Annotated in this window: 18 protein-coding genes; 14 read left to right on the forward strand and 4 right to left on the reverse strand. The window is 69.5% G+C overall.

What is annotated here, in order from left to right:
- Window positions 1-39 precede the first annotated feature (39 nt).
- The 9 genes from gltX (at window position 40) to FE263_RS01985 (ending at window position 12665) form a co-directional block, all read left to right on the forward strand.
- Window positions 40-1461 carry a glutamate--tRNA ligase gene (gltX, locus tag FE263_RS01945; RefSeq protein ID WP_138324257.1) on the forward strand — a complete coding sequence of 474 codons (1422 nt, stop codon included), beginning with the start codon at window positions 40-42 and terminating at the stop codon, window positions 1459-1461.
- Between the two features lie 8 nt (window positions 1462-1469).
- Window positions 1470-2435, forward strand: a complete 966-nt coding sequence (locus tag FE263_RS01950) for an aspartate carbamoyltransferase catalytic subunit (protein WP_138324258.1) — start codon at window positions 1470-1472, stop codon at window positions 2433-2435.
- On the forward strand, window positions 2435-3736 hold the full coding sequence (locus FE263_RS01955; protein ID WP_138324259.1) for a dihydroorotase: 1302 nt from the start codon (window positions 2435-2437) through the stop codon (window positions 3734-3736). The genes FE263_RS01950 and FE263_RS01955 overlap by 1 nt, the downstream gene beginning before the upstream one ends.
- Entirely contained in the window at window positions 3733-4362 is a 630-nt protein-coding gene (gene plsY, locus FE263_RS01960; RefSeq protein WP_138324260.1) for a glycerol-3-phosphate 1-O-acyltransferase PlsY, read from the forward strand. The genes FE263_RS01955 and plsY overlap by 4 nt, the downstream gene beginning before the upstream one ends.
- A complete protein-coding gene (gene dprA / locus FE263_RS01965) occupies window positions 4359-5504 on the forward strand; it encodes a DNA-processing protein DprA (protein WP_338086636.1) in 1146 nt (381 codons plus the stop codon). The genes plsY and dprA overlap by 4 nt, the downstream gene beginning before the upstream one ends.
- Window positions 5505-5619: 115 nt before the next feature.
- Window positions 5620-8331 (forward strand): type I DNA topoisomerase, encoded by a 2712-nt coding sequence (gene topA, locus FE263_RS01970; RefSeq protein ID WP_138324261.1) that lies wholly within the window; start codon window positions 5620-5622, stop codon window positions 8329-8331.
- A 46-nt stretch (window positions 8332-8377) separates the two neighbouring features.
- Window positions 8378-10645: a ribonuclease R gene (gene rnr / locus FE263_RS01975; protein ID WP_171033951.1), complete on the forward strand. Its 2268-nt coding sequence runs from the start codon at window positions 8378-8380 to the stop codon at window positions 10643-10645.
- Window positions 10642-12315: a S41 family peptidase gene (locus FE263_RS01980; RefSeq protein WP_240758941.1), complete on the forward strand. Its 1674-nt coding sequence runs from the start codon at window positions 10642-10644 to the stop codon at window positions 12313-12315. Before rnr ends, FE263_RS01980 begins: the two co-directional genes overlap by 4 nt.
- Before the next feature lie 11 nt (window positions 12316-12326).
- A complete protein-coding gene (locus FE263_RS01985; protein ID WP_138324263.1) occupies window positions 12327-12665 on the forward strand; it encodes a DUF1491 family protein in 339 nt (112 codons plus the stop codon).
- Window positions 12666-12672: 7 nt separating this feature from the next.
- Here FE263_RS01985 and FE263_RS01990 read toward each other — a convergent pair whose 3' ends face one another.
- Both FE263_RS01990 and FE263_RS01995 read right to left on the reverse strand, forming a co-directional pair.
- A complete protein-coding gene (locus FE263_RS01990; RefSeq protein WP_240758942.1) occupies window positions 12673-13611 on the reverse strand; it encodes a DMT family transporter in 939 nt (312 codons plus the stop codon).
- An 11-nt stretch (window positions 13612-13622) separates the two neighbouring features.
- Complete coding sequence (locus tag FE263_RS01995; protein ID WP_138324264.1) at window positions 13623-13835, reverse strand: hypothetical protein; 213 nt, start codon at window positions 13833-13835, stop codon at window positions 13623-13625.
- Between the two features lie 56 nt (window positions 13836-13891).
- Between FE263_RS01995 and FE263_RS02000 the strand changes: the two genes are divergently transcribed.
- The gene (locus tag FE263_RS02000; protein WP_138324265.1) at window positions 13892-15868 is read left to right on the forward strand and encodes a tetratricopeptide repeat-containing sulfotransferase family protein; all 1977 of its coding nucleotides are present in this window, start codon (window positions 13892-13894) and stop codon (window positions 15866-15868) included.
- A gap of 78 nt (window positions 15869-15946) precedes the next feature.
- Here FE263_RS02000 and FE263_RS02005 read toward each other — a convergent pair whose 3' ends face one another.
- Entirely contained in the window at window positions 15947-18772 is a 2826-nt protein-coding gene (locus FE263_RS02005) for a TonB-dependent receptor domain-containing protein (RefSeq protein WP_171033890.1), read from the reverse strand.
- A 622-nt stretch (window positions 18773-19394) separates the two neighbouring features.
- On the opposite strand from FE263_RS02005, the gene FE263_RS02010 reads away from it, so the two are divergent.
- Entirely contained in the window at window positions 19395-20552 is a 1158-nt protein-coding gene (locus FE263_RS02010; protein WP_138324267.1) for an OmpA family protein, read from the forward strand.
- A 53-nt stretch (window positions 20553-20605) separates the two neighbouring features.
- Here FE263_RS02010 and cysK read toward each other — a convergent pair whose 3' ends face one another.
- A complete protein-coding gene (gene cysK / locus FE263_RS02015) occupies window positions 20606-21568 on the reverse strand; it encodes a cysteine synthase A (protein WP_138324889.1) in 963 nt (320 codons plus the stop codon).
- Between the two features lie 322 nt (window positions 21569-21890).
- On the opposite strand from cysK, the gene FE263_RS02020 reads away from it, so the two are divergent.
- The 3 genes from FE263_RS02020 (at window position 21891) to FE263_RS02030 (ending at window position 24849) form a co-directional block, all read left to right on the forward strand.
- On the forward strand, window positions 21891-22340 hold the full coding sequence (locus FE263_RS02020; RefSeq protein ID WP_138324268.1) for an RrF2 family transcriptional regulator: 450 nt from the start codon (window positions 21891-21893) through the stop codon (window positions 22338-22340).
- Between the two features lie 121 nt (window positions 22341-22461).
- The gene (locus tag FE263_RS02025) at window positions 22462-23097 is read left to right on the forward strand and encodes a peroxiredoxin (protein ID WP_138324269.1); all 636 of its coding nucleotides are present in this window, start codon (window positions 22462-22464) and stop codon (window positions 23095-23097) included.
- A 39-nt stretch (window positions 23098-23136) separates the two neighbouring features.
- Window positions 23137-24849: an NADPH-dependent assimilatory sulfite reductase hemoprotein subunit gene (locus FE263_RS02030; protein ID WP_240758943.1), complete on the forward strand. Its 1713-nt coding sequence runs from the start codon at window positions 23137-23139 to the stop codon at window positions 24847-24849.
- Window positions 24850-24912 lie beyond the last annotated feature (63 nt).

Genomic DNA, 24912 nt, shown 5'->3' on the forward strand with positions numbered 1-24912 from the left:
TCCTCGTCTTTGAAACGACGACATGCTAGCACCCGGGCGATGAGTGTCCGGACCCGCTTCGCGCCCAGCCCGACCGGCTTGCTGCACATCGGCAACGCCCGCGCCGCGCTCTTCAACTTCCTGTTCGCCCGCCATCACGGCGGCGCCTTCCTGCTCCGCATCGAGGACACCGACCGCGAGCGCTCGACGCAGCATGCGGTCGACGTGATCCTGGACGGGCTTGCCTGGATGGGCCTCGAGCCGGACGAACCCCCGGTATACCAGTCGAGCCGGCAGGCGCGGCACGCCGAGGTCGCGCGCGAGCTGCTGGAGGCGGGGCACGCCTATCGCTGCTACTGCACCGCAGACGAGCTGCGGCAGATGCGCGAGCAGGCGCAGGCCGAGGGCCGGGCGCCGCGCTACAACGGCATGTGGCGCGACCGCGACCCGTCCGAGGCGCCGCCGGGTGCGCCGTACACCATTCGCATCCGTGCACCGCAGACCGGCGAGACCGTGGTCGACGACCTGGTGCAGGGCGAGGTGCGGGTCGCCAATGTCGAACTCGACGACATGATCATCCTGCGCGCCGACGGCACGCCCACCTATCAGCATGCGGTGGTGGTGGACGACCACGACATGGCGATCACCCACGTGATCCGCGGCGACGACCACCTTACCAACAGCTTCCGGCAGTCGCAGATCTACGCCCTGATGGGCTGGGAGCGGCCGCTCTTCGCCCACCTGCCGCTGATCCACGGACCGGACGGCGGCAAGCTGTCCAAGCGGCACGGCGCACAGAGCGTGGTCGAGTTCCGCGAGCAGGGCTACCTGCCGGAGGCGCTCAACAACTACCTGCTGCGGCTCGGCTGGGGGCATGGCGATGCCGAGGTGCTGTCGCGCGACGAGCAGATCAGGCTGTTCGACCTCGACGGCGTCGGGCGCTCGGCGAGCCGGATGGACTACGTCAAGCTGACCCATCTCAACGGCGTCTGGATGCGGGTCGCCGACGACGACCGGCTGACCCGGGAGGTGCTGGAGCGGCTGGCGGCACATGAGGGTCTTGCGCTGGACGATACCGCCGCCGCGCGCATCCGGCTGCTGATGCCGGGCCTCAAGGAGCGCGCCAAGACGCTGGTCGAGCTGGCCGCCAGCGCCGCCTTCCTGGCCCGCGGCGTGCCGTTGCCGTTCGAGCCCAAGGCGAAGGCGCTGCTGACCGATGCCGCGCGCACGATGCTGCGCGACCTGGCACGCGAGCTTTCGCCGCTGGAGCCGTTCGGGGCTCCCGAGATCGACGCCGCGCTGCGCCGATTCGCCGAGCGGGAGGGGCTCAAGCTCGGCCAGGTGGCGCAGCCGCTGCGTGCCGCGCTGACCGGCAGCACGTCCAGCCCCGGCATCGACGCCACGGCGGAGGCGCTGGGCCGCGACGAGACCCTGGCGCGGATCGGGGCGGTGGCCCTTGGCGGCGTCACCGGCAATGGCTGAAGCGTATCATGGCTGAAGGCGGGCGCTTCTTCGCGGGCCAGGAGGGCAGCGCCAGCCAGCGCCACCTGCTCGGGCTGCAGGGCATGCATCCGACCCGCATCGAGCCGTTCCTGGACCTCGCCGAGAGCTACGTGCTGCTCAACCGCAGCCGCAAGACCCAGCGCGACCTGCTGCGTGGCCGCACCCTGATCAACCTGTTCTTCGAGGACAGCACCCGCACCCGCACCAGCTTCGAGATCGCCGGCAAGCGGCTCGGCGCCGACGTCATCAACATGTCTGTCTCTACCTCGTCTGTGAACAAGGGCGAGACCCTGCTGGATACCGCCTCCACCCTGAACGCCATGCGCACCGACCTGCTGGTTGTGCGGCACGCGCAGTCCGGGGCGCCTGCCCTGCTCGCCAGGAAGGTCGATGCCAGCGTGATCAATGCCGGCGACGGCACCCACGAGCATCCGACCCAGGCGCTGCTCGATGCGCTCACCATCCGCCGCCACTATGGCCGCCTGCAGGGGCTGACGGTGGCGATCTGCGGCGACGTCGCGCACAGCCGGGTAGCGCGTTCGAACATCCACCTGCTGACCGCGATGGGCAGCCGGGTGCGCGTGATCGGGCCGCCGACTCTGATCCCGTCGGAGGTCGAGGCGCTCGGCGTCGAGGTGTTCCACGACATGGAGACCGGGCTGCGCGACGTGGATGCGGTGATGATGCTGCGGCTGCAGCGCGAGCGGATGTCGGGCGGACTGGTGCCCAGCGAGCGCGAGTATTTCCGCTTCTTCGGCCTCGACAGCGCCCGCCTCGCCCTGGCCAGGCCGGGCGCGCTGGTGATGCATCCCGGGCCGATGAACCGCGGCGTCGAGATCGACAGCGCGGTCGCCGACCATGCCACCCAGAGCGTGATCCAGGAGCAGGTCGAGATGGGCGTCGCGGTGCGCATGGCGGTGCTCGACAGGCTCTCGCGCCGGGCGAATTCCTGATGCCCGGCACGCGGCTGCTCGATCCGCCGCTGCTGATCGACAACGTGCGCCTGCTCGATCCCGCCACCGGGCTGGACCGGCCCGGGCGGCTGCTGGTCGCCCGCGGGATGATCGAGGATCTCGACCTGCCGTCCGACGCCGCCCCGCCCGAGGGCGCCGAGACCTTCGACGGCGGTGGCGCGGTGCTGTGTCCCGGCCTGGTGGACATGCGCGCCAGCGTCGGCGAGCCCGGCCACGAATATCGCGAGACCATCGCCTCCGCTGCCGAGGCGGCAAGTTTCGGCGGCATCACGACCCTCGCCGTGCTGCCCAACACCACGCCCGCGATCGACGATCCCGCCCTGGTGCGGCTGCTGCGCGCACGCGGCGAGGAGACCGGGCGGGTCACCATCCTGCCGTACGGCGCGATAACCAAGGGCTGCCGGGGCGAGGAACTGGCCGAGCTCGGCCTGCTGCGCGAGGCCGGGGCTGCGGCGTTCACCGACGGTACTCGGGCGGTTGCCGATACCCGGCTGATGCGCCTCGCCCTGTCCTATGCGCGCGGCTTCGGCGCCACCGTGATCCAGCATCCCGAGGATCCTTCGCTGGCGCGCGGCGGCAGCGCCACCGAGGGGGAGCTCGCGACCCGGCTCGGCCTGCCCGGCATCCCGGCCGCCGCCGAGCCGATCCTGGTGGCGCGTGACCTGATGCTGGCGAAGCTGACCGGGGGGACGCTGCATCTTGGCCACGTCTCGACCGCGGCGGCGCTCGAGCTGATCCGGCGCGCCAAGGCGGACGGGCTTTCGGTCACCTGCGATACCGCGCCGCCCTATTTCGACCTCAACGAAACGGCGATCGGCGACTTCCGCACCTTTTCCAAGCTGTCGCCGCCGCTGCGGCCGGAGGCGGACCGGCTCGCTGTCTGCGCCGCACTGGCCGACGGCACCATCGACGCCATCGGCTCCGACCACATGCCGCGCGACGCTGACGACAAGCGGCTGCCGTTCGCGCAGGCGGCGGCCGGCGGCGTCGGGCTGACCACCCTGCTCGGCGTGACGATGGCGCGGGTGCATGACGGCACCCTCACCCTGCTCGCCGCCATCGACCTGCTGACCACGCGCCCCGCCCGCATCCTCGGCCTCCAGGCCGGGCGGCTGGCCCGTGGACTGGCCGCCGATCTGTGCCTGTTCGACCCGGAGCGCAGCTGGCGGGTGCAGTCCGGCGCCATGCCCGGCCGCGCGCAGAACAGCCCGTTCGACGGCCGGGCGCTGGACGGACGGGTGCTGGCGACCTGGAAGGCCGGCCGCCGGGTGTTCGGATGAGCGGCTTGCCCCCGGTGGCGCTGGCGGTCGCGATCGGCGCCTACCTGCTCGGCAGCGTGCCGTTCGGCCTGCTGCTGACCCGCGCGGCGGGGCTGGGCGACATACGCCGCGTCGGCTCGGGCAACATCGGTGCCACCAACGTGCTGCGCACCGGCCGTCGCGGCCTCGCCGCCGCCACCCTGCTGCTCGACGGCCTTAAGGGCGCGGTGGCGATCTGGCTGGCGGTGGCGGCATGGCCGGTGTCCCTGTCGGCGTCGGTTGCGGCTGTCTGCGTGATCCTCGGCCATTGCTTCCCGGTCTGGCTGCGCTTCGCCGGCGGCAAGGGCGTCGCCACCCTGCTCGGCGTGGCACTGGCGCTGGACTGGCGCGCGGGGGTGGTCTGCTGCCTGCTCTGGCTGCTGGTCGCCCGGCTGACCCGCATCTCCTCGGCAGGCGGCATTGCGGCCGCGGTCGCCCTGCCGGTCATGCTGTTCGGCCTGGCGCACGGCAACACCGGCAACCCGGTGCCCTACGCCGGCCTGCTCTCCGCCCTGCTGGTGCTGGCCCGCCACCACGCCAATATCGGCCGACTGATCGCCGGCACAGAGCCCAGGATCGGCCGCCCGCGGCCTGGTCCCACCGCTTGACCGATCCCCAGCTCGCGGCACGGCTTCGGCTCATACGCAGCGAGAATGTGGGGCCGGTCACCTATCGCACCCTGATGACGCGCTACGGCGACGCCGAGGCGGCGCTTGCGGCGCTGCCGGCGCTGGCCCGCAACGGCGGCGGCGCGCGGGCGCCGGTGGTGCCCTCGGTGCAGGCCATCGCCGACGAGATCGGAGCGCTGCAGGCGCTCGGCGCCCGGCTGCTGGTGCTTGGCGAACCCGACTACCCGCCGCTGCTGGCCCAGCTGGCGGACGCGCCGCCGGTGCTCGCGGTGCTGGGCGACATCGCGGTGCTGCATCGCCGGCTGGTCGCCATCGTGGGCTCGCGCAACGCCTCGTCGAACGGCCTGCGCATCGCCGAGGCGCTGGCCGCCGAGCTGGGCGATCACGGCCTGGTGGTGGTGTCCGGCCTTGCACGCGGCATCGACACCGCGGCCCATCGCGGCGCGATGTTCGTGGGTCCCACCATCGCCTGCGTCGCCGGAGGCCTCGATCAGCCGTATCCGCCGGAGAATGCCCTGCTGCAGGCGCAGATCGCCCAGCGTGGCGCGGTGGTGGCCGAGGCGCCGCTCGGCACCGCGCCACAGAGCCGGCACTTCCCGAGGCGCAACCGCATCATTGCCGGCCTGTCGCTCGGCTGCGTGGTGGTCGAGGCGGCGCCGCGCTCGGGCAGCCTGATCACCGCCGACCTCGCCCACACCTACGGCCGCGAGCTGTTCGCGGTGCCGGGCTCGCCGCTTGATCCGCGCTGCCGTGGCGCCAACAACCTGATACGCCAGGGTCACGCCCATCTGACGGAAAGCGCCATCGACGTGCTGTCGCAGCTGCCGGCGCTGTCGCCCCAGCAGATGCGGGGGCTGGGGCCGGACGGCTTCGCGGAGCGGCCGCAGCTGGCTTTTTCCGGCTGGGACGGCATGGGTGGCGACCCCTGGCCGGAGCTCGACCGGGTGCGGCCCGAGCTGCTCGGGCTGCTCGGCCCGGACCCGGTGGCGGTTGACGATCTGATACGTCGCTGCCAGTTCTCCGTCGGCGCCGTGCTGGCGGTCCTGACGGAACTGGAGCTTGGCGGCCGGGTCGAAAGCCTGCCGGGCAACCGGGTCAGCCTGCTCGGCTCGCCGCCCTGACGGGGCACAAGAGGCTTGCGGTGCTGGTGGAACGCGTCCAACAGATTGCACTTGGCAAAGCACTGACCAGGTTTGCGCCAGGAACAATCGGGCGCTGTAGGGTTCGGGGATCGAAATGACCGACGTCGTCGTGGTCGAATCGCCTGCAAAGGCGAAAACGATCAACAAGTATCTGGGCGACGGCTACACGGTGCTGGCCTCGTTCGGCCATGTCCGCGATCTGCCGCCCAAGGATGGCAGCGTCCGGCCGGACGAGAACTTCGCCATGGACTGGCAGAGCGACGATCGCGGCAACCGCCAGGTCGCGGCCATCATCAAGGCGCTCAAGGGGGCCAAGCGCCTCTACCTCGCCACCGACCCGGACCGCGAGGGCGAGGCGATCTCCTGGCATGTCCGAGCCATGCTGGAGGAAAAGAAGGCGCTGCGCGGCATCGACGTGCAGCGGGTCACCTTCAACGAGATCACCAAGAGCGCCATCAAGACCGCGATGGGGCGGCCGCGCGAGCTCGACCAGCCGCTGATCGAGGCGTACCTCGCCCGCCGCGCACTGGACTACCTGGTCGGCTTCACGCTCTCGCCGGTGCTGTGGCGCAAGCTGCCCGGCAGCCGGTCGGCCGGACGCGTGCAGTCGGTGGCGCTGCGTCTGATCTGCGAGCGCGAGGCCGAGATCGAGGTGTTCAAGCCGCGCGAGTACTGGACCGTGCTGGCGCACCTGATGACACCGGCCGGCGCCCCGTTCGTGGCCCGGCTCACCCATCTCGATGGCCGCAAGCTCGACCAGTTCGACATCAACGACGGCACCAAGGCCGCTGCGGCCAAGGCGGCGGTCGAGGCCGGCGCGTTCAACGTCGCCTCGGTCGAGCGCCGCAAGGTCAAGCGGCATCCGCCGGCGCCGTTCACCACCTCGACCCTGCAGCAGGAGGCCAGCCGCAAGCTCGGCATGGGGGCGCAGGCGACCATGCGGGCGGCCCAGCAGCTGTATGAGGGCATCGAGCTCGGTGGCGAGACGGTCGGCCTGATCACCTACATGCGGACCGACGGCGTGCAGATGGCGCGCGAGGCGATCGATGCCATACGCGGCCACATCGGCAGCGCCTTCGGCCGCGACTACCTGCCGGCGACGGCGCGCGAGTATTCCACCAAGGCGAAGAACGCCCAGGAGGCGCACGAGGCGGTGCGACCCACCGACGTCGCGCGCCGGCCGGAGGATGTCGGCCGCTACCTGTCGGACGAGCAGCGGCGCCTGTACGAGCTGGTCTGGAAGCGCGCGGTGGCCAGCCAGATGCAGTCCGCCGAGCTCGACCAGGTGATCGTCGAGATCGACGAGCCCACGGCACGCGCCAGGTTGCGTGCCAATGGCTCGATCATCGCCTTCGACGGCTTCCTCAAGCTGTATTCGGAAAGCCGCGACGATGCCCGCGCCGAGGCGGAGGCGGCCGAGGACGACAGCCGGATGCTGCCGCCGATGCGCGAGCACGATCCGCTCAAGACCGGCTCGGTGGATGCCGACCAGCATTTCACCCAGCCGCCGCCGCGCTTCTCCGAGGCCTCGCTGGTCAAGAAGATGGAGGAGATCGGCATCGGCCGGCCCTCGACCTATGCCTCGATCCTGTCGGTGCTGCGCGACCGCGACTACGTCCGGCTGGAGAACAAGCGCTTCATCCCGGAGGACCGTGGGCGTCTGGTGACAGCGTTCCTGACCAGTTTCTTCGAGCGCTATGTCGACACCCAGTTCACCGCCGGGCTGGAGGAGCAGCTCGACGACATCTCGGACGGCCGGCGCGACTGGCACGACGTCATGGCCAAGTTCTGGGAGGCATTCTCGCACTCGGTCGCCCAGACCAAGGACCTCAAGATCTCGGACGTGATCGACGCGCTCGACGCCGATCTGGGGGCGCATTTCTTCCCGCAGCCGGCCGACGGGTCGGATCCGCGGCGCTGCACCGCCTGCGGCACCGGGCGGCTGGGCCTGAAGCTCGGCCGCTACGGCTCCTTCATCGGCTGCTCGAACTATCCGGCCTGCCAGTTCACCCGGCGCCTGGTGGTCGACGCCAAGGACGGCGAAGGCGGCGGCGACACGCTCACCGACGGCATGCGCCTGCTCGGCCTGCATCCGGAGACCGGCGAGGAGATCAAGGTCAAGCGCGGGCCGTATGGGCTCTATGTCCAGCAGGGCGAGCCGGACCCGGACGACAAGAAGAGCAAGGTGCGCCGCTCCACGCTGCCCAAGGGGGTCGAGGGCGACACCATCACGCTGGAGCAGGCGGTAGGCCTCCTGTCGCTCCCGCGCATCGTCGGCATCCATCCCGAGCTCGGCGAGGCGATGGAAGCCGGCATCGGGCGTTTCGGGCCGTATGTGAAGATGGGCGGAATCTTTGCCTCGCTCGACAAGGACGACGACGTGCTGGCGATCGGCGTCAACCGGGCGGTCGACGTCATCGGCAAGAAGCTCGCCTCGGTGCGCAGCCTGGGCGAGCATCCGAAGGACCGCGTGCCGGTGACCGTGCGCAAGGGCCGGTTCGGGCCATATTTCCAGCACGGGCTGACGATCGCCAACATCCCGCGCGACAAGACCATGGAAGACGTCACCCTGGCGGAGGCGGTCGCCCTGCTTGCCGAGAAGGGCAAGGTGATGAAGCCCCGTGGCGGCAAGAAGGGCGGCAAGGCCAAGCCGGCACCGAAACCGCGCGCGGCGCGTCCGGCGGCGGCGGCTCCGAGACCGGCGCCATCCAAGAGCGCCGCGAAGAAGCCGGCTGCAAAGACGGCCCGGCCGAAGGCGGCGGCCAAGGCCACCCGGCCGGATCGCAAGACGGCCGCCAAAACCTGACGTGACGGAGCAGCCACCGGGTCCGCCGGCAGACGCGCCGCACGAGATCGATGCGGGGGAGAGCGGCCCCGATGCACCGGCTGCCGCGGATGCCGGCGGCGCGCTGCCGAGCATCGAGGCGCTGCGCCGGTTCGTGGCGGGATCCGCCGGGCGCGTCGGCAAGCGGGAGATCGCGCGCGCGTTCCGGATCGGTCCAGAGCAACGACCGGCACTGCGCGACCTGCTGCGGCAACTCGGCCATGACGGAACCCTCGCCCCGGCCGGTGCCAAGCGCTACCTGACCCCGGGCCGGCTTGCCGAGGAGATGCTGGTGGTGGTCACCGGCACCGATCCGGACGGCGATGCGATCGCGCGCCCGGTCGCCTGGCAGGGCGAGGGTCCGCCGCCGCAGGTCTGGATGCACCGCGAGCCGCGCGGCCAGCCGGCGCTGGCGCCCGGCGAGCGGGTGATCGCGCGGCTGAAGCGCATCTCGTCCGGCAGATCCGCGGGAAAATACGAGGGCCGGACCGTCAGGCGCATCTCGCAGGCGCCGGGACGGGTGCTCGGCGTGTTCCGTCCGAGCCCGGAGGAGCCGCCGCGCGGCGGCTTGCGCCAGCCCGAGGCGGGACGGCTGGTGCCGACCGACCGGCGGCAGAAGGCGGAATGGAGCATCCCGCACGGCGAGAGCCTGGACGCGGAACCCGACGAGGTGGTGCTCGCCGAGCCGCTGCCGCAAGCGGGCTACGGGCTGAAGCCGGCGCGCATCGTCGAGCGGCTCGGGCGGATGGGAGAAGCACGCTCCATCAGCCTGATCAGCATCCACACCCACGGCATCCCGGACGAGTTCCCGTCCGATGTGCTGGCGCAGGCGGAAGCGGCGCAGGAGGTCGGTCTTCACGATCGCACCGATCTGCGCGACCTGCCGCTCGTCACCATCGACGGCGAGGACGCGCGGGATTTCGACGATGCGGTGTTTGCCGAGGCAGGCCCGGATGGCGGCTGGCGACTGGTGGTGGCGATCGCCGATGTCGCCCACTACGTCCCCGCCGGCTCCGAACTCGACCGCGAGGCGACGCGGCGCGGCAACTCGGTCTATTTCCCCGACCGGGTGGTGCCGATGCTGCCGGAGGCGCTGTCGAACGGCTGGTGCTCGCTGCGGCCGCGCGAGAATCGCGGCTGCCTGTTCGTCGAGATGAGCGTGGGTGCCGACGGCGCAAGGCATTCGCACCGCTTCGGACGCGGCCTGATGCGCTCGGCCGCCCGCCTCACCTACGAGCAGGTGCAGGACGCGCACGATGCGGGATCGACGCCGGATGGGGTGCCGGAGGCGCTGTTGCCGGCGCTCTACGGTGCGTTCCGGGCGCTGCAGGCGGCCCGCTCGCGTCGTGGCACGCTCGATCTGGACCTGCCCGAGCGTCGCATCCGGCTCGACGAACAGGGCCGCATCGCCTCGATCACCCCGCGCACCCGGCTCGACAGCCACCGGCTGATCGAGGAGTTCATGGTGCTGGCGAATGTCGCCGCCGCCGAGGAGCTGCAGCGGCGGCGAACGCCCTGCATGTTCCGCATCCACGCGCCGCCCTCGCCCGAGAAGCTGGACGCGCTGCGCGACTTCCTTGCAACCCTCGATATCAGGCTCAAGCCCGCCGGCGAGCTGCGGCCGGCCGATCTCGACGCGATGCTGCGGCAGGTCGCGGATACCCCGATGGCGCCGCAGGTCAACGAGATGGTGCTGCGCAGCCAGAGCCAGGCGGAGTACAGCCCGGAGAATATCGGCCATTTCGGTCTGGCGCTGGCCGAGTACGCGCACTTCACCTCGCCGATCCGGCGCTATGCCGACCTGCTGGTGCATCGCGGCCTGATCGCCGGCCTCGGCCTCGGCAAGGACGGGCTGAAGCCGGACGCCGGCACGCTTTTCGAAAGCCTCGGCGAGCAGGTGACGCAGACCGAGCGACGCGCGGCGCTGGCGGAGCGGGACGCCCAGGAGCGTTACATTGCTGCACACATGGCCGACAAAATTGGCGCGATTTTCACTGCCCGCATTTCCGGCGTGACCCGTTTCGGGCTTTTCGTCACACTGCCGGAAACAGGTGCCACCGGTCTGGTGCCTGTCTCGACCTTGCCTCGCGACCAATGGACGCATGATGAAACGGCAAACGCCCTCACCGGCCGGCATTCGCGCATGTCCTACCGCCTGACCCAGCCGGTCGAGGTGCGCCTGCTCGAGGCCGTTCCGGTTACCGGCGGATTGCTGTTCGCGCCTGCCGGGCATGATGCCGGGCCGGCCGATGCCGCCGGACCGTCGCGGGGGGCGCACAGCCAGCGTCGTCCGTGACTGCTCCCGGCTGCCGGTGGCACCTGAACCGCCTGCGCATCGCCATGCTGGCGCTCGCCTTGCTGTTCGCGCCGGCGCCGGGTCTGACCGATACCCCGCTCTCCGGCCCACCGGTCCCGGTTGCGTTCGACCCCGCCCTGCTGGGCAGCGTCATCGGCACCGCGCTCAATTTCCTGCGCCCGCGCACGCTGGAGGCCTACAGCGTCCGGCAATTCACCCTCTGGGGCCTGAACGGCCTCACCGCCATCGACCCGGCCCTGACCCCGGAGAGCACCGAGACCTCGCTGCGGCTGGTGACGCCGAACGGCGTGCTGTACGCGCAACGTCCGCCCGCGGAGACCGATCTCGCCGGCTGGACCCAGGCGGCGGTGGGCATGGCCGGCGCCGCCTGGCTGAACTCGCAGCCGTTGCGCGCGGCTGGCCAGCAGGCCCTGGTGCAGAGCTTCTTCGACGAGCTGTTCAACCACCTCGACCCGTATTCGCGCTACATCGCCCCTGCCCCGGCCGCCACCGATCGCAATGCCCGCAACGGCGTCCAGGCCAGCGCCGGGCTGACCGTGGTGCGGGAGGGCCGCGGCATCGCCATCGCCTCGGTGAACGCCAACGGCCCGGCCTGGAGCGCCGGCATCTCGCCCGGGATGCGGCTGCTCTCGGTCGACGGCCAGCCGGTGCGCGGGATGGACGAGGCGGCGGTGACCACCCTGCTGAATGGCGATCCCGGCAGCAGCGTCAGCCTCACCCTCGGCGCCAGCCCGCGCTCCGCCCGCCGCCGCCATGCGCCCGAGCAGGCCGCCGAGCGGACCATCGTACTGACGCGGGCGGCGGTGCCGCCGGAGACCGTGTTCGCCTTCTCCAGCGGCGACATCGTGGTGCTGCGGGTGACCGGCTTCTCCGCCGACACCGCCCAGGAGATGAGCCTGTTCCTCGACCAGGCGATGCAGCCGGACGCGCTGGGCGAGGATCCCGCGAGCGGCGCCGGTCCGGTCAAGGGGCTGGTGTTCGACCTGCGCGGCAATCGCGGCGGCGTGCTGCAGCAGGCGGTCACCTCGGTGGCGCTGGTGCTCGATCATGGCGTGGCCGTGGTGACGCGCGGACGCATTCCACAGGCCACCCATATATGGAGCGTGCAGGGCGGCGACCTCACCGGAGGACTGCCGATCGTGGTCATGGTGGACGGCCGCACCGCAAGCGCTGCCGAGATCATGGCGGCGGCCCTGGCGGACCATCGTCGCGCGGTGGTGATCGGCAGCACCACGCTGGGCAAGGGCCTGGTGCAGACGATCGCGCAGTTGCCGGACGGTGGTGAGCTGTTCGTGACCTGGAGCCGGGTGCTGGCGCCGCTCGGCTGGCCGCTGCAGGGCCTGGGCGTGATGCCGGAGGTCTGCACCAGCCTGGGCCGCGCGGCGCTGGACCAGGCGATGCAGGACCTGTCCAGCGGCGTGCTCGACCTGCGGGAGGCGGTGCGGCAGTCGCGGCTGGCGCGGCCGCCGCTGCCGGTGGCGCGCATCCTGGAGATCCGCAGCGCCTGCCCGGCAGCGATCGGGACCGATATCGATCTCGACACCGCACGCGCGCTGATCGACGACCCGGTGCGCTATCATGCCGCGTTGGTGCCGGAGGATCTTGGCGGCGCTCCAGGTCCCGGCTCGGTCCATGTGAGCGCCGATTAGGAGTTTCCGGCATGAGCGAGCCGCGGCTGAAGACCGGGTTCTGGGTCAGCATGGCGATCCGCCGCGCCGACCAGGAAGGTCGCTCCGGAATGGTGCTGCGGCGCGGCGATGCCGATGCCGGCGGTGTCCTCGCGATACTGCGCGACCGCTCCGGCGGGGTGCTGGTGCTGAGCCAGGTGCGCGGCATGGATGGCGAGGCTGCCTGGATGCGCGGCACCGGACCTGCTCCGGTCGATGACGCGACGGCCGACGCCTACGTGCAGCGCCAGGTCGGGCGCGATCCCGACCTCTGGGTGCTGGAGTTCGACGCCCCGGACCTGAAGCCGCCGTTCGAGGCGAAGCTGATGTGAGCCGCCGCTACTGCGGATGCACCGGCGGGGTGGTGCGCCACCAGCGGGTCTTCTTCTTTTCGCGCGAGAAGGTGAACAGGCCGGACGCCACGATGATCCCGGCGCCAAGATACATCCAGCCGTCGGGCCGGTCATGGAACACCAGGAAGCCGAGCAGGATCGCCCACAGCATCTGGCTGTACTGGATCGGCGCCACCCGGCTGGCCGGGGCGTTGCGCGAGGCGAGCTGGATCATGACATTGCCGCAGGTGCCCATCAGGCCGCAGCTCGCCAGCCAGAGCCATTGCCTCCGGTCCGGCACGGTGAAGTGCGGCAGCATCATCGCGAAGCTGACCAGCAGCGGTCCGGCGAGCCCGGCGCCGTAGAGCGAGATGCGTTTCTCGCCGCCCCCCAGCGCCCGCAGGATGACGATGGTCACCGCCCCCGACATGCCGCTCAGGAACGCTGCCAGGTGCCCGATCCCCAGCTCGCGGAACCCCGGCCGCAGCACCACCAGCACGCCGGCGAAGCCCATCGCCACCGCGCTCCAGCGCCGCCAGCCGATCTTCTCGCCGAGGAAGATCACCGACAGCACGGTGACCAGCGCCGGGAGGAGGAAGATGATGGCGAAGGCCTCGGCCATCGACAGGCGGGTGAAGGCGACGATGCTGCCGAGCGAACCGGTGGCCGCCGCCGCCGCACGCATCAGCCACAGCATGCGGCGCCGGCTGCGGAACAGGTCGCGCCAGCCATCGGTCTCCTGCATCAGCGCCGGGATCGCCAGCGTGCCCAGGGCGGCCGAGATGAACATGATCTCGAACGGGTCCAGCGTGCCATGCAGCAGCTTGATCGAGGCATCGCTCAGCGCGTAGGTCGCGTAGGCGAGAAACGCCATCAGCACGCCGATGCCGGCCTGCCGCGCCGGCGCGCTGTCCAGGGCCGTGGCTGCGGCCGGGCTGTCGGCCACGCCGGAGGCGGTCAGTGGCCGGTGTTCTGGCTGCCGAAGTTCGACCTGAGCGACGGATCGTTCATCGAGCCGTTCGGATTGACGCCGGTATCAGTCCCGGAGAGCAGGCTGCCGGTCGACGCATCGTCATGATGGTGAGCGGACGGCGTATAGGTGGAGTCGCACGCCGCAAGACCGGCGAGGCAGCCGATGCCCAGCGCCCCGGCAAGGATCATCCTGATCATCTGCGCGATTTCCTGACTTTGCCTGATCACCGCCGTCATGCGACCTCTGCATTCCGATGACAAGTGAAACGTTACCGTCCGGTCCGCATGCGGCGGCGATCGATGCCTTCCAGACCGGGAACTACCCGCTTGCGGCCGGGCTGCTCGCGCCGCTGCTGGCGCAATCGCCCGACGACGCCGTACTGCTCCGGCTGTACGGCATGGCGCTGGTGCGGACCGGCGCGGCGACGGACGCCCTGGCTCCCCTGGCCAGGTCGGTGGCGGTGGCGCCGGGCGATGCGGTGTCGGCGACCTGGCACGGGATCGCCCTGCACGCCGCTGGCCGCCATGCGGAGGCGGCCGGGGCTTTGGGAAAAGCAGTCGCACTGACCCCGCGCGATCCGGCGCCGCTGATCCATCTGTCGCGCGCGCTTCTCAAACAGGGCCGGCCGCGACCGGCCCTGGCGGCGGCGCAGCGGGCGGTCGCGCTGGCGCCTTCTCTGCTCGAAGCCGCCCATGCGGAACGGATCGCCACCCTGGCGCTGCTGCAGGCGTCCCCCGGCAGCGCCCCGGCCAGGCTTGCGGGGGCCTGGCTGGCGCTTGGCAGGATCTGCATGCGCATGGACAAGGTGGGCGAGGCGCGCATGGCGTTCCGCGAGGCGCTCGGCCTGCAGCCGCTGCAGGCGGATGCGGAGTGCGAACTGGCGCTGGTGGAGCATCTCTGTGGCCAGCCGGTAACGGCGACCGCCCGCCTCGCAGCCGTACTGGGGCGCGAGCCCGGCTGCCACCTCGCGCGCATCGCGCTTGCCAGCCGTCACCTGCTCGACGACGACGCGGCTGCGGCGCTCGCGGTGCTGGATGCCGGGGGGAGGCCGCCGGCAGGCCCGCTGCGGTCGCGCTGGCATGCGGAACGGGCGCAGGCCCTTATAGCGCTCGGGCGGGACGATGCCGCCGGCCGCGAGCTTGCGCAGGCCGAGCAGGATCCGGCCAGCGGGCTGGACCTGCTGCTGTCCTGGCAGCGCCTGGTGCTGGCGCGCAGGGCTTCGCGCCCGGAGGTGACGGCACTGGCGGATCGGGTGGCACGCCTGGCCACGATCCGCGACGCGGGCACGCTGGAACACCGGATCGACGCGCATTTCGACCTCGCGGACCTGCGCCGCACGGAAGGCGATCCGGCGGCGGCGTTCGCGCACTGGCATCGCGGCCACGCCCTGCTGCGGCTCGCGCAGCCGTTCTCCCGGCCGCAGCACGAGGAGTATCTGCAGGCCATCATGGCAGAGTTCGGCAAGCGACGGCTGGTGACCGGCCCGCGCTCGGAACTCCGCGACCCGGCGCCGGTCTTCATCGTGGGGCTGCCACGCACCGGCACCACCCTGCTCGAGCAGATCCTGAGCGCGCATCCCATGGTCCATGGGGCGGGGGAGAGGCTGGCCGTGCGCGAGACCCTGGCGCGGCTGACCGGCACGCTCTCGGGAGCCACCGCGATGAAACGGGCGGCCGCACTCGATGCACCGACGCTGACGACTTCATCGGCGGGCTATCTCGCCGATCTGCATGCGCTCGCGCCGGAGGCGGCGTGCGTGCTGGACAAGATGCCGGACAACATCTTCCAGCTCGGCTTCCTTGCCACCCTGCTGCCCGGGGCGCGGGTGATCTGCTGCACGCGCGACCTGCGCGATGTCGGCGCCTCGATCTTCCAGCACCGCTTCATCGGCTACCATCCGTATGCGCACGATCTTGCGGATCTCGGCTGGTACATGGCGCAGCACCAGCGGCTGCTGGAGCATTGGCGCGCAGTCCTGCCGTTGCCGGTGCTGATGCTCGATCACGCCGGATGGATCGACGATTTCGACGTCACGCTGCGGCGCGTGCTGGCGTTCCTCGACCTGCCGTACGACCCGGCCTGCGAACGTTTCTACGAGCAGGACCGGCGCATCGGCACTGCAAGCCGCGCCCAGGTGCGCCAGCCGATCAATGCAGCCGGCGTCGGACGCTGGCGAGCCTATGCCGCGCAGCTCGCCCCGCTACTGCGCGAACTGCCGCCGGCCCGCTGAACCCTCGGGTGAAAAAGATAGGGGCCGTGCGACTTGATGTCGCACAGCCCCGCAAGTCGATCCGGACTGCCCTTGCGGTCAGAACTTGACCTGCAGCCTCGCATAGAAGGTCCGGCCGAACACGTCGTAGATGTTGGCGGCGGTGTTCTCGGTGCCATCGAGAGCGAACGGCGGCGTGCGGTCGAACAGGTTGTCGATACCGGCGATCACCTGGATCCGCTTGAAGTTATAGGCCGCCACGATGTCGTGGTAGAACACCTCGTTGGTCTTGTAGAACCGGTCGGCGGCGGTGAAGTTGGCGCCGCCCTCGTTGTAGGTCATGCCGTCGATGTAGCGGACGGTCCAGCTGAAGCTGAAGGGCCCGTGCAGGTAGGTGCCGGTGAAGTTGTCGCGGATCACCGGGACGCCGACCGGATACAGGCCGCCGCCAAGGATGGTGTTCAGCGTGCCCTTCAGGTTGACGAACGCGCCGCCGCTGACGAGCTGCGTGGTATAGCCGATGGTGTCGACCAGCTCGTTGCTGAAGCTGAAAGCGTTGTTGCCACGAAGCTTCAGCAGGTAGTTCATGTCGAAGTCGATGCCGCTGGTCCGCACCACGCCTTCGTTCTGGTAGGGAGCATTGGCCAGCGCGATGTTGCCCGAGCCGTTGCGGACGCCGGCATCGGCGCAGAACGGGCTGGAGAAGTTGGGGCTGGTGTAGCACTGGTCCTCGACATACTGCACCGGCACCTCGCCGATCGAGTTGTTGATCGAGGTGTGGTAGTAATCGATGGTTGCCGAGAAGGTCTTGAGCCAGCGCGGCGTCAGCACCGAGCCGATCGTGTAGGTTCGCGACGTCTCCGGACGCAGCTGCGGATTGCCGCCGACCAGGGTGGCGATCTGGTCGCCGGTCTGCTGGAAGCCGACCGGCACTCCCTGCCGCGCGCAGTTGGCGCCGACATTGCCGGCGAGCGCTCCGTAGGTTGCAACCTGCGCGCACGGATCGTTGCCCTGCTCGAAGCTGAGCGTGTCGCCACCGAAGGCCTCGGCGATCGCCGGCTGGCGGGTCGAGGTGCCGATGTTGGCGCGGAAGCGGATATCCTGTGTCGGCGACCAGTTCAGCCCGGCCTTGAAGTTCTGCACGCCGCCGAAGGTGTTGTAGTCGGACCAGCGGCCGGACACGTCGGCGGACAGGTCCTTGGCAGCGACGAGGTTCTTCAGCAGCGGGATGTTCAGCTCGCCGAACACCTCGCCCACGTCGAAGCCGCCGCCGGTGGGGAATTCCTCGGCCGCGGTGGCGTTGCCGGATTCGATGGTCGGATCGGGATGATACGCGCCGTTCTCCTGCCGGTATTCGAAGCCGACGGCCAGCGCCAGCGGACCATAGGGAAGCTGCAGCAGGTGGTTGTTGGTTACCGTCGCGCCGTAGTCGCGGAACTGGTAATACGCGTTGGCATTGGCGGTGAACGATACATACTTCGCGGCTGCCGGGCTGATGTTGCCGGCGCCGAACGGGTTCAGCAGTGCGCAGCCTGCGGCCGCGTTGCAGAGCGCCGCGTTGTACGGATCGCCCACGACGCCGTCGGAGCCCAGCGCATTCTCGAAGTTGGTGGCGTTGATCTGGTTGGTCAGCGTGATCGTCGTGTCGGAGTAGCCATACGTGAAGTAGGCGTCGTAGTCCCAGTTGCCGGTGATGTTGCCCTTGGCGCCGACGGTCGCCTGCCATGTGTCGGTGCCGGTCTTGGTCTGGCGCGGCCCGATGTCGGTGGTGCGGCGCAGCCCGGTCAGCGGCTCATCGACGCCGAGGCCCTCGGCGAACGGGTTGCCCTGCGGAATGACGAGCGAGGAGGCGGTGTTCGGATTGCCGGTAACCGGCTGGCCGGACAGCTGCTCCTCGGTGTTCTTGTGGGTGTAGAAGGCCGAGGCGTAGGCGGTGAAGTGGTCGTTGACGTCGAAATGGGTCTGCGCCGCGACGTTGCCCTGTGTCTCGCGATCGGACAGGTAGGAATCGTAGCCGTAGTCGTAGCGGCCGTTGATGTTCGGCTGGCCCCCGTTGGCACCGTTGTAGGTGTTCTGGAACGGAACGATCTTGTTGTTGATGGTGGTGATGTCGTCGCCCGAGTTGGCGCCGAAGTAGCGGCCCGCCACGGGAATGCTCGAACCGATCGTGTAGGGATTGCCGGGCCCGTTATCACCGCTCACCACCGGATCGGCCCAGTCGCGATCGCGCTGCAGGACCGGACCGCGGTCGAGGTAATGGCCGGTGATGGTGAAGTTGCCGCGGCCCTGGTCGAAGTCGAAGCCGGTGATGGCGGAGATGTCGCCCTGCAGGTTGTCGCCGGATGCGGTGATGTTGCCGTTGGTGTTGATCTGCGTGCCCGAGTAGTTCTTCTTGGTGATGATGTTCACCACGCCCGCGACAGCGTCGGCGCCGTAGATGGTGGACGCGCCGTCCTTCAGGATCTCGATGCGGTCGATCATCTGGATCGGGATTGTGTCGAGATCGACGCAGTCGTTGCCGGTGCCATAGGCGGAGTGCACGAAGCGGCGTCCGTCCACCAGCACCAGCGTGCGGGTGATGCCGAGGTTGAGCAGGTCGATGCAGGACGACCCGTTGGCGCCGTTGTTGGTGGTCGAGAAGTTGCCCGAGTTGCCGACCGACGGGATCTTGCGAAGCACGTCCTCGACGGTCTGGGCGCTCGACTGCTCGATCTGCTTGGCGGTCACCACGGTGATCGGCGCTTCGCTGGTGAGATTGCTGGTGCGCAGGCGCGAACCGGTGACGAGCACGTCCTCGGAGCCACCGCCGGCCGTGGGCGTGCCGGCGGCGAGATTGCCGGCTCCCGCCGTCGGCGAGGCAACGGAGTTCGCGCCGCTGATCTGCGCCATGGCGGGATAGGAGGCCAGCAGCGCGGCGACGGCCACCGATCCCGCAAGGCTGCGTCGGAAGTCTAACAACGAGGCGCCATTCATTGGCCAAAGCACTCCGGTTCCAGGCACGTCCCGGCCTCCGCCGGGTCATGGCAGCTCGGGGGCGAGCCGCTTCTTGTTGTCCCGATATTCAAACGGAGTGTGACGAAGCGATACCGGCTTTATGAGGCCGGTCGAAGTTCCACATGTTGATGTGGCCGATTTGCAACTCAGACAAGCTTCAAATGCATAGCTTAATGTTGTCGCTTTCAGGATCATTTCTTACCGTAAGTTGCTCTCAGAGCGACCTCCGAGCAACCTCCAGCAATTTATGACGACTTTCTTGCGATCCTGATCACTGAGTTTTGTGCTGGTCTTCATGATGCCAAAAGCTTGATCGCACTCGTCCCGCCTCGCGCGCTCGGCCCGGCCGGGGTGCGAGGTGAGTGGCAGCGGTTACAGGAGTTCAAGGCAGCACCGGAACGATCGGTGTGCCGGTGGCGCCACAGCAACGCTCCGTTGCAACCGTAGGCTTGGCCTCTTCTACCGGCGGTCGAAACCCGGTAGGACCGGATCGGTTGGTGAAGACGCGCGGAGGTCCGCATAGCGGGCATGTCGCCGAGGCGGGGGTACGAGGATGGGGCGCCTATCGAGATTGCTGGCTGGCAGCGCACTTGCGGCACCGGTCACGCTGGGCGCTCAACTGCTCGGTCTGCCGGTCATCGGCCATGCCGTCGCGCAGCCGGTGAGCGGCCTTTATGTCGGCCTCGCGGGTGGCGCCAACTTCCTGCAGGACGAGACGGTGCGGCTGAGCCCCGAGTTTCCGTCCGGCAAGGATCGCTGGGGCGTCGGTTACACCGGCATCGGCAGCGTCGGCTGGGGCTTTGGCAACGGCGTCCGGGTCGAACTCGAAGGCAACTACCGCGACAACACGCTGCAGCATTTCCTCGGTACCGGCTTCCCGACCGAAGCCGGCGGGCACCAGCAGAACTACGGCGGCATGGCGAACGTGCTGTTCGACATGGATATCGGCAAGAGCTGGATCTATCCGTATCTGGGCGTCGGCGCCGGCTACAGCTGGACCCACATGGACACCCAGTATTCCGGCACCAACTATCCCTATGCCGAGCATATCGGCGGCACCTCCGACAACTTCGCCTACCAGGCGATGTTCGGCGTGTCGGTGCCGGTGCCCTGGGTCGTCGGCCTGTCGATGACCGCGGAGTATCGTTTCTTCTCGGTGCTCGGGCCAGAGAACTTCAGTGGCGGCAGCATCGGCACCGCCGGCGCATTCGGGCCCAAGGCCTACGGTGAGGCCCGCGGCAACGAGGATATCACCACCGACTACAATCATTCGGTGCTGCTCGGTCTGCGCTACGAGTTCAATCCCGCGCCGCCACCGCCGCCGGCCGGACCGCCGGCGGAGCCTGCTCCCGCGCCGGCGCCGTCACGCACCTACCTGGTATTCTTCGACTGGGACCAGTCGACGCTTGGCGACCGTGCTCGCCAGATCATCGCCGAAGCGGCGCAGTCCTCGACCCGCGTGCAGACCACCCGACTGGAGGTGAACGGCTATACCGACACGTCCGCAGCACACCCCGGCGAGCGTGGCGAAGCCTACAATCAGGCCCTGTCGGTGCGTCGGGCCACCGCCGTGCGCAGCGAACTGGTGCGCGACGGCGTGCCGCAGAATGCGATCGAGATCCATGGCTACGGCGAGACGCACCCGCTGGTGCAGACCGGTCCGAACACCCGCGAGCCGCAGAACCGGCGCGTCGAAATCATCATGCAGTAGGCACCCGGGAGGGTCCCTGCCCTCCCGGATACGCCCGCCCGGACTGGCCGGTCTCAGCCCAGGCCGGCGAACAACGACGTCGACAGGTAACGCTCGGCGAAGGACGGCACGATCGCCACGATCTGCTTGCCTTCGTTCGAGGGGTTGCGCGCCAGCCCGAGAGCGGCATGCAGCGCCGCTCCCGACGAGATCCCGATCGGCAGGCCTTCCATGCGCGCGCAGCGACGGGCAGCGGCAATCGCCTCGCGCTCCGACACCGTCAGCACCCCGTCCAGCATCGAGAGATCGAGCACGCCTGGGCAGAATCCCGGGCCGATGCCCTGGATCCCGTGCGGGCCGGGTTCGTCGCCGTTCAGCACCGCGCTCTCCGAAGGCTCGATGCCATAGACGCGCAGGCCCGGGCGACGCGGCTTGAGCGCACGCGCGATCCCGGTGGCGGTGCCGCCGGTGCCGATGCCGGCGACCACGATATCGACCCGCCCCCCGGTGTCGGCCCAGATCTCCTCGGCGGTGGTCTCGGCATGGATATCCGGGTTGGCGGGATTGTCGAACTGGCGCGGCATCCAGGAATTCGGCGTCGCGTCCAGGATCTCGCGTGCGCGGCCGATTGCGCCCGCCATGCCAAGGCGCGACGGCGTGAGTTCGAGCTGCACATCCATCAGACGCAGCATCTTGCGTCGCTCGATGGAGGCACCCTCCGGCATGGTGACGATCAGCCGGTAGCCGCGCGAGGCGGCAACGAAGGCGAGTGCGATGCCGGTATTTCCCGAGGTCGGCTCGACCAGGACGGTGCGGCCCGGCGTGATCAGACCCTCCCGCTCGGCACGCAGCACCATCGCGGCGCCGATGCGGTCCTTCACCGAGCCGAGCGGATTGAAGAATTCGAGCTTCAGCGCGACATCCGCGAGCAGTCCGTCCTCACGCGACAACCGCGGCAGCGCCACCAGAGGGGTGCCTCCCACGGTCTCGACGATGCTGCCATAGATCCGGCCGCGCGGGGCCGCGAATGCCGGCATCTCCGCGCCGGCGGCGACACCGCGCTGCGCCGCCGCCGGGACCCGGTCCGCGCCGTGCCGTCCCGGCGCCGGCCGCTCGTCGAGCGCGGTGTCGCCGTCGACCGGGAGATCGTCAGGCGACAGGGCCTGCGCGGTCCGTTGCTTCTTCATGGCAAGGCATTTCCTGCTGGTGGTGGCTTGGTGGTGGCCCGGCGGCTACCTGCTGGTGGACCGGGTTGGCAAAAGCACCAATCTGGAGCGTGGATCATGGAGCGTTAGACTGATATAGGAGTGGCATGCGCCTGGCGGAAGCGTTCCCCGGCCGGATCAGGGACAACGAACGATGCTGCTGAGGCGTGACAGGGCGATGATCGCGGTCCTCATCATGCTGGATGTGGCGTTCCATGCCGGGCGCGCCGGCACCGTCAGCGCGGCCGACATCGCCGAGCGGGCCGGCCTCGCCCGTCGCGGGATCGAGCCGCTGCTGCAGACCCTGTCGCGCTCCGCCCTGCTGGAGAGCGTGCGGGGCCCGCGCGGCGGCTATCGGCTGGGCCGGCCGCGCCGCGACATCCGGCTGTCGGACATCGTCGAGACCGCGGTGTCCGACGATGGCGGCAGCGAGGATGGTCCGATCGGCGATCTGTTCGGGCGGGTGGTCGAGCCGGCCTGGAAGGAGCTCGACGATGCCCTGCGCGCGCGCCTGCAGGAGCTGACCCTGGACGACATGGTCCGGCGGGCGGAGAACGCCGGCTTGCGCCGCCCCCTGGCGGAGCCGATCAGCTTCTCCATATAGAGCGGATCGCGTCGATACCCCTGATGGTGGGGCGAGACAAAGCACGTTCGGCGAATGTGGTCCGATTGACCCGCGATAGGTCTTCGCGCTTTATCCGGCTGCTGCATTTGAGGACCGACACATGACTATCCAGCTCGGCCAGATCGCGCCGGACTTCGAACAGGACAGCACCCAGGGCAGGATCCGCTTCCACGAGTGGCTTGGCGACTCCTGGGGCGTACTGTTCAGCCATCCGAGGGATTTCACCCCGGTCTGCACCACCGAGCTGGGCGCGGTAGCCAAGCTTGCGCCGGAGTGGGAGCGACGCCACGTGAAGGTGATCGGGCTGTCGGTCGATCCGGTGGACAGTCACCACCGCTGGGAGGGCGACATCGCCGAGACCCAGGGTGCGGCGGTGAACTTTCCGATGATCGCCGATCCGGACCGCAAGGTTGCCGATCTCTATGGCATGGTGCACCCGCAGGCCGATCCGTCGATCACGGTGCGGTCTGTGTTCGTGATCGACCCGAACAAGAAGGTCCGGCTCAGCCTCACCTACCCGCCTTCCGCCGGGCGAAACTTCCAGGAAGTGTTGCGCGTCATCGACAGCCTCCAGCTCACCGACGGCTACAAGGTCACCACTCCCGCCGACTGGCAGCAGGGCGACGATGTCATCATCGCTCCCTCGGTGAATGACGAGGCCGCCCGGACCCTGTTTCCGGATGGCTGGAAGACCCTGAAGCCCTACCTGCGCATGGTCGCACAGCCCCGCGGCTGAACGGCTCGGCATCTCCAACACGATACGGAATTAGCGAACGTGGCTGACGATATTCGGGCCGAAAAGAAGCTCTCCGGCGTGGAGACCCTCAAGAGGGAAAGCCGTGGCCTGCGCGGCCGGCTGGCCGAGGAACTGGCCGAAGGTGGCATCCAGGTCAGCGAGGATGCGTACAACCTGCTGAAGTTCCACGGCAGCTATGAGCAGTTCGACCGTGACAGCGCAACCAGGCGCAAGCAGGCGAAGCTGGAGAAGGAGTACCAGTTCATGGTCCGCTGCCGCATGCCCGGCGGCGTCACCACGGCGGCCCAGTATCTCGCCCTGGACAGTGTCGCCGACCGCTTCGCCAACGGCAGTCTGCGCATCACCACCCGCCAGGGTATCCAGTTCCACGGCATCCTGAAGGGCGACCTGAAGGGTTCGATCGCGGCGATCAACCACGGCATGCTGACCACCATCTCCGCGTGCGGCGACGTGGTGCGCAACCTGATGACGACACCGGCACCGCGTCGCGACGCCCGCCACGAGCGGGTGCTGGCCGACGTCCAGCGTCTCGCTCAGGCGCTGCTGCCGAAGAGCCGTGCCTACTACCAGATCTTTCTCGACGAGGAGCCGGTCGCCGGCCACTCCGAGGAGGAGACGCTGTACGGACCGACCTATCTGCCGCGCAAGTTCAAGATCGGCGTGGCGCTTCCGGACGACAACAGCGCCGATGCGCTCGCCAACGATCTCGCGGTGATCGCCCACTTCGATGCGGCGGAACAGCTCGAGGGCTACACCATCGCCGTCGGCGGCGGCCTCGGCATGACGCACAACAACGCCCGCACCTTCCCGCGGCTCGCGACCCCGGTCTGCTTCGTGGGTCCCGACCGGCTGATCGCGATCTCGGAGGCGGTGATCCGGTTGCAGCGCGACCACGGCGATCGTGGCGACCGCAGGCGGGCCCGGCTGAAATACGTCGTCGAGGATCATGGCATCGCCTGGATCGCCGAGACGCTGGCCCAGTACTACGGCGAGCCCCTGACCCCGCCGCGTCCGCTGCCGGAGCTGACGGTGCCCGAGTTGCTGGGCTGGCACGAGCAGGGCGACGGGCTGCGCTGGCTTGGCGTGCCGGTCCCGTCCGGCCGTATCGTGGACAGCGGAAGCGTCCGCCTGCGCAGCGCGATCCGCGAGGTGGTGGAGCGCTTCGGCGTGGATCCGGTGTTCACCGCGCAGCAGGACGTGCTGCTCTCCAACATCCGCCCCGAGGATGCCGGCGCCATCGACGGAATCCTGGCCGGACACGGCGTGGTGCCGGCGAGCGCGATGACGCCCTTCGCACGCTTCGCCCTGGCCTGTCCGGCGCTGCCGACCTGCGGCCTCGCACTTACCGAGGCGGAACGTATCCAGCCGCAGTTCATCGCCATGTTCGAGCGCCTGCTGGAGGCCAACGGCCTGTCCGGGGAGCGTATCAGCCTGCGCACCACCGGCTGCCCGAACGGCTGCGCGCGGTCCTATGCCGGCGACATCGGCCTGGTCGGCCGCATGCCCGGCTTCTATGCGATCTATGTGGGCGGCGACTTCAACGGCACCCGGCTGTCGTTCCGTTTGCTCGACCGCGTTGCCGAGGGTGCCCTGGAGAGCAAGTTCGCGGCGCTGTTCGCCGCATTCGCGCGCGATCGCCGGGGCAGCGAGGGCTTTGGCGACTTCTGCGACCGGCTCGGCCGCGAAACGCTGCTCGAGCTCACCGGCGACGGCGACAGCAAGGCCGCGTAGGAAACGCCCCATCTGGCGAAGGTCAGGTAATTACGAGCTATTAACGGTCTAAGGGTCTACTGT

The organism is Lichenicoccus roseus, assembly GCF_005844085.1.
Lineage (GTDB): Bacteria > Pseudomonadota > Alphaproteobacteria > Acetobacterales > Acetobacteraceae > Lichenicoccus > Lichenicoccus roseus.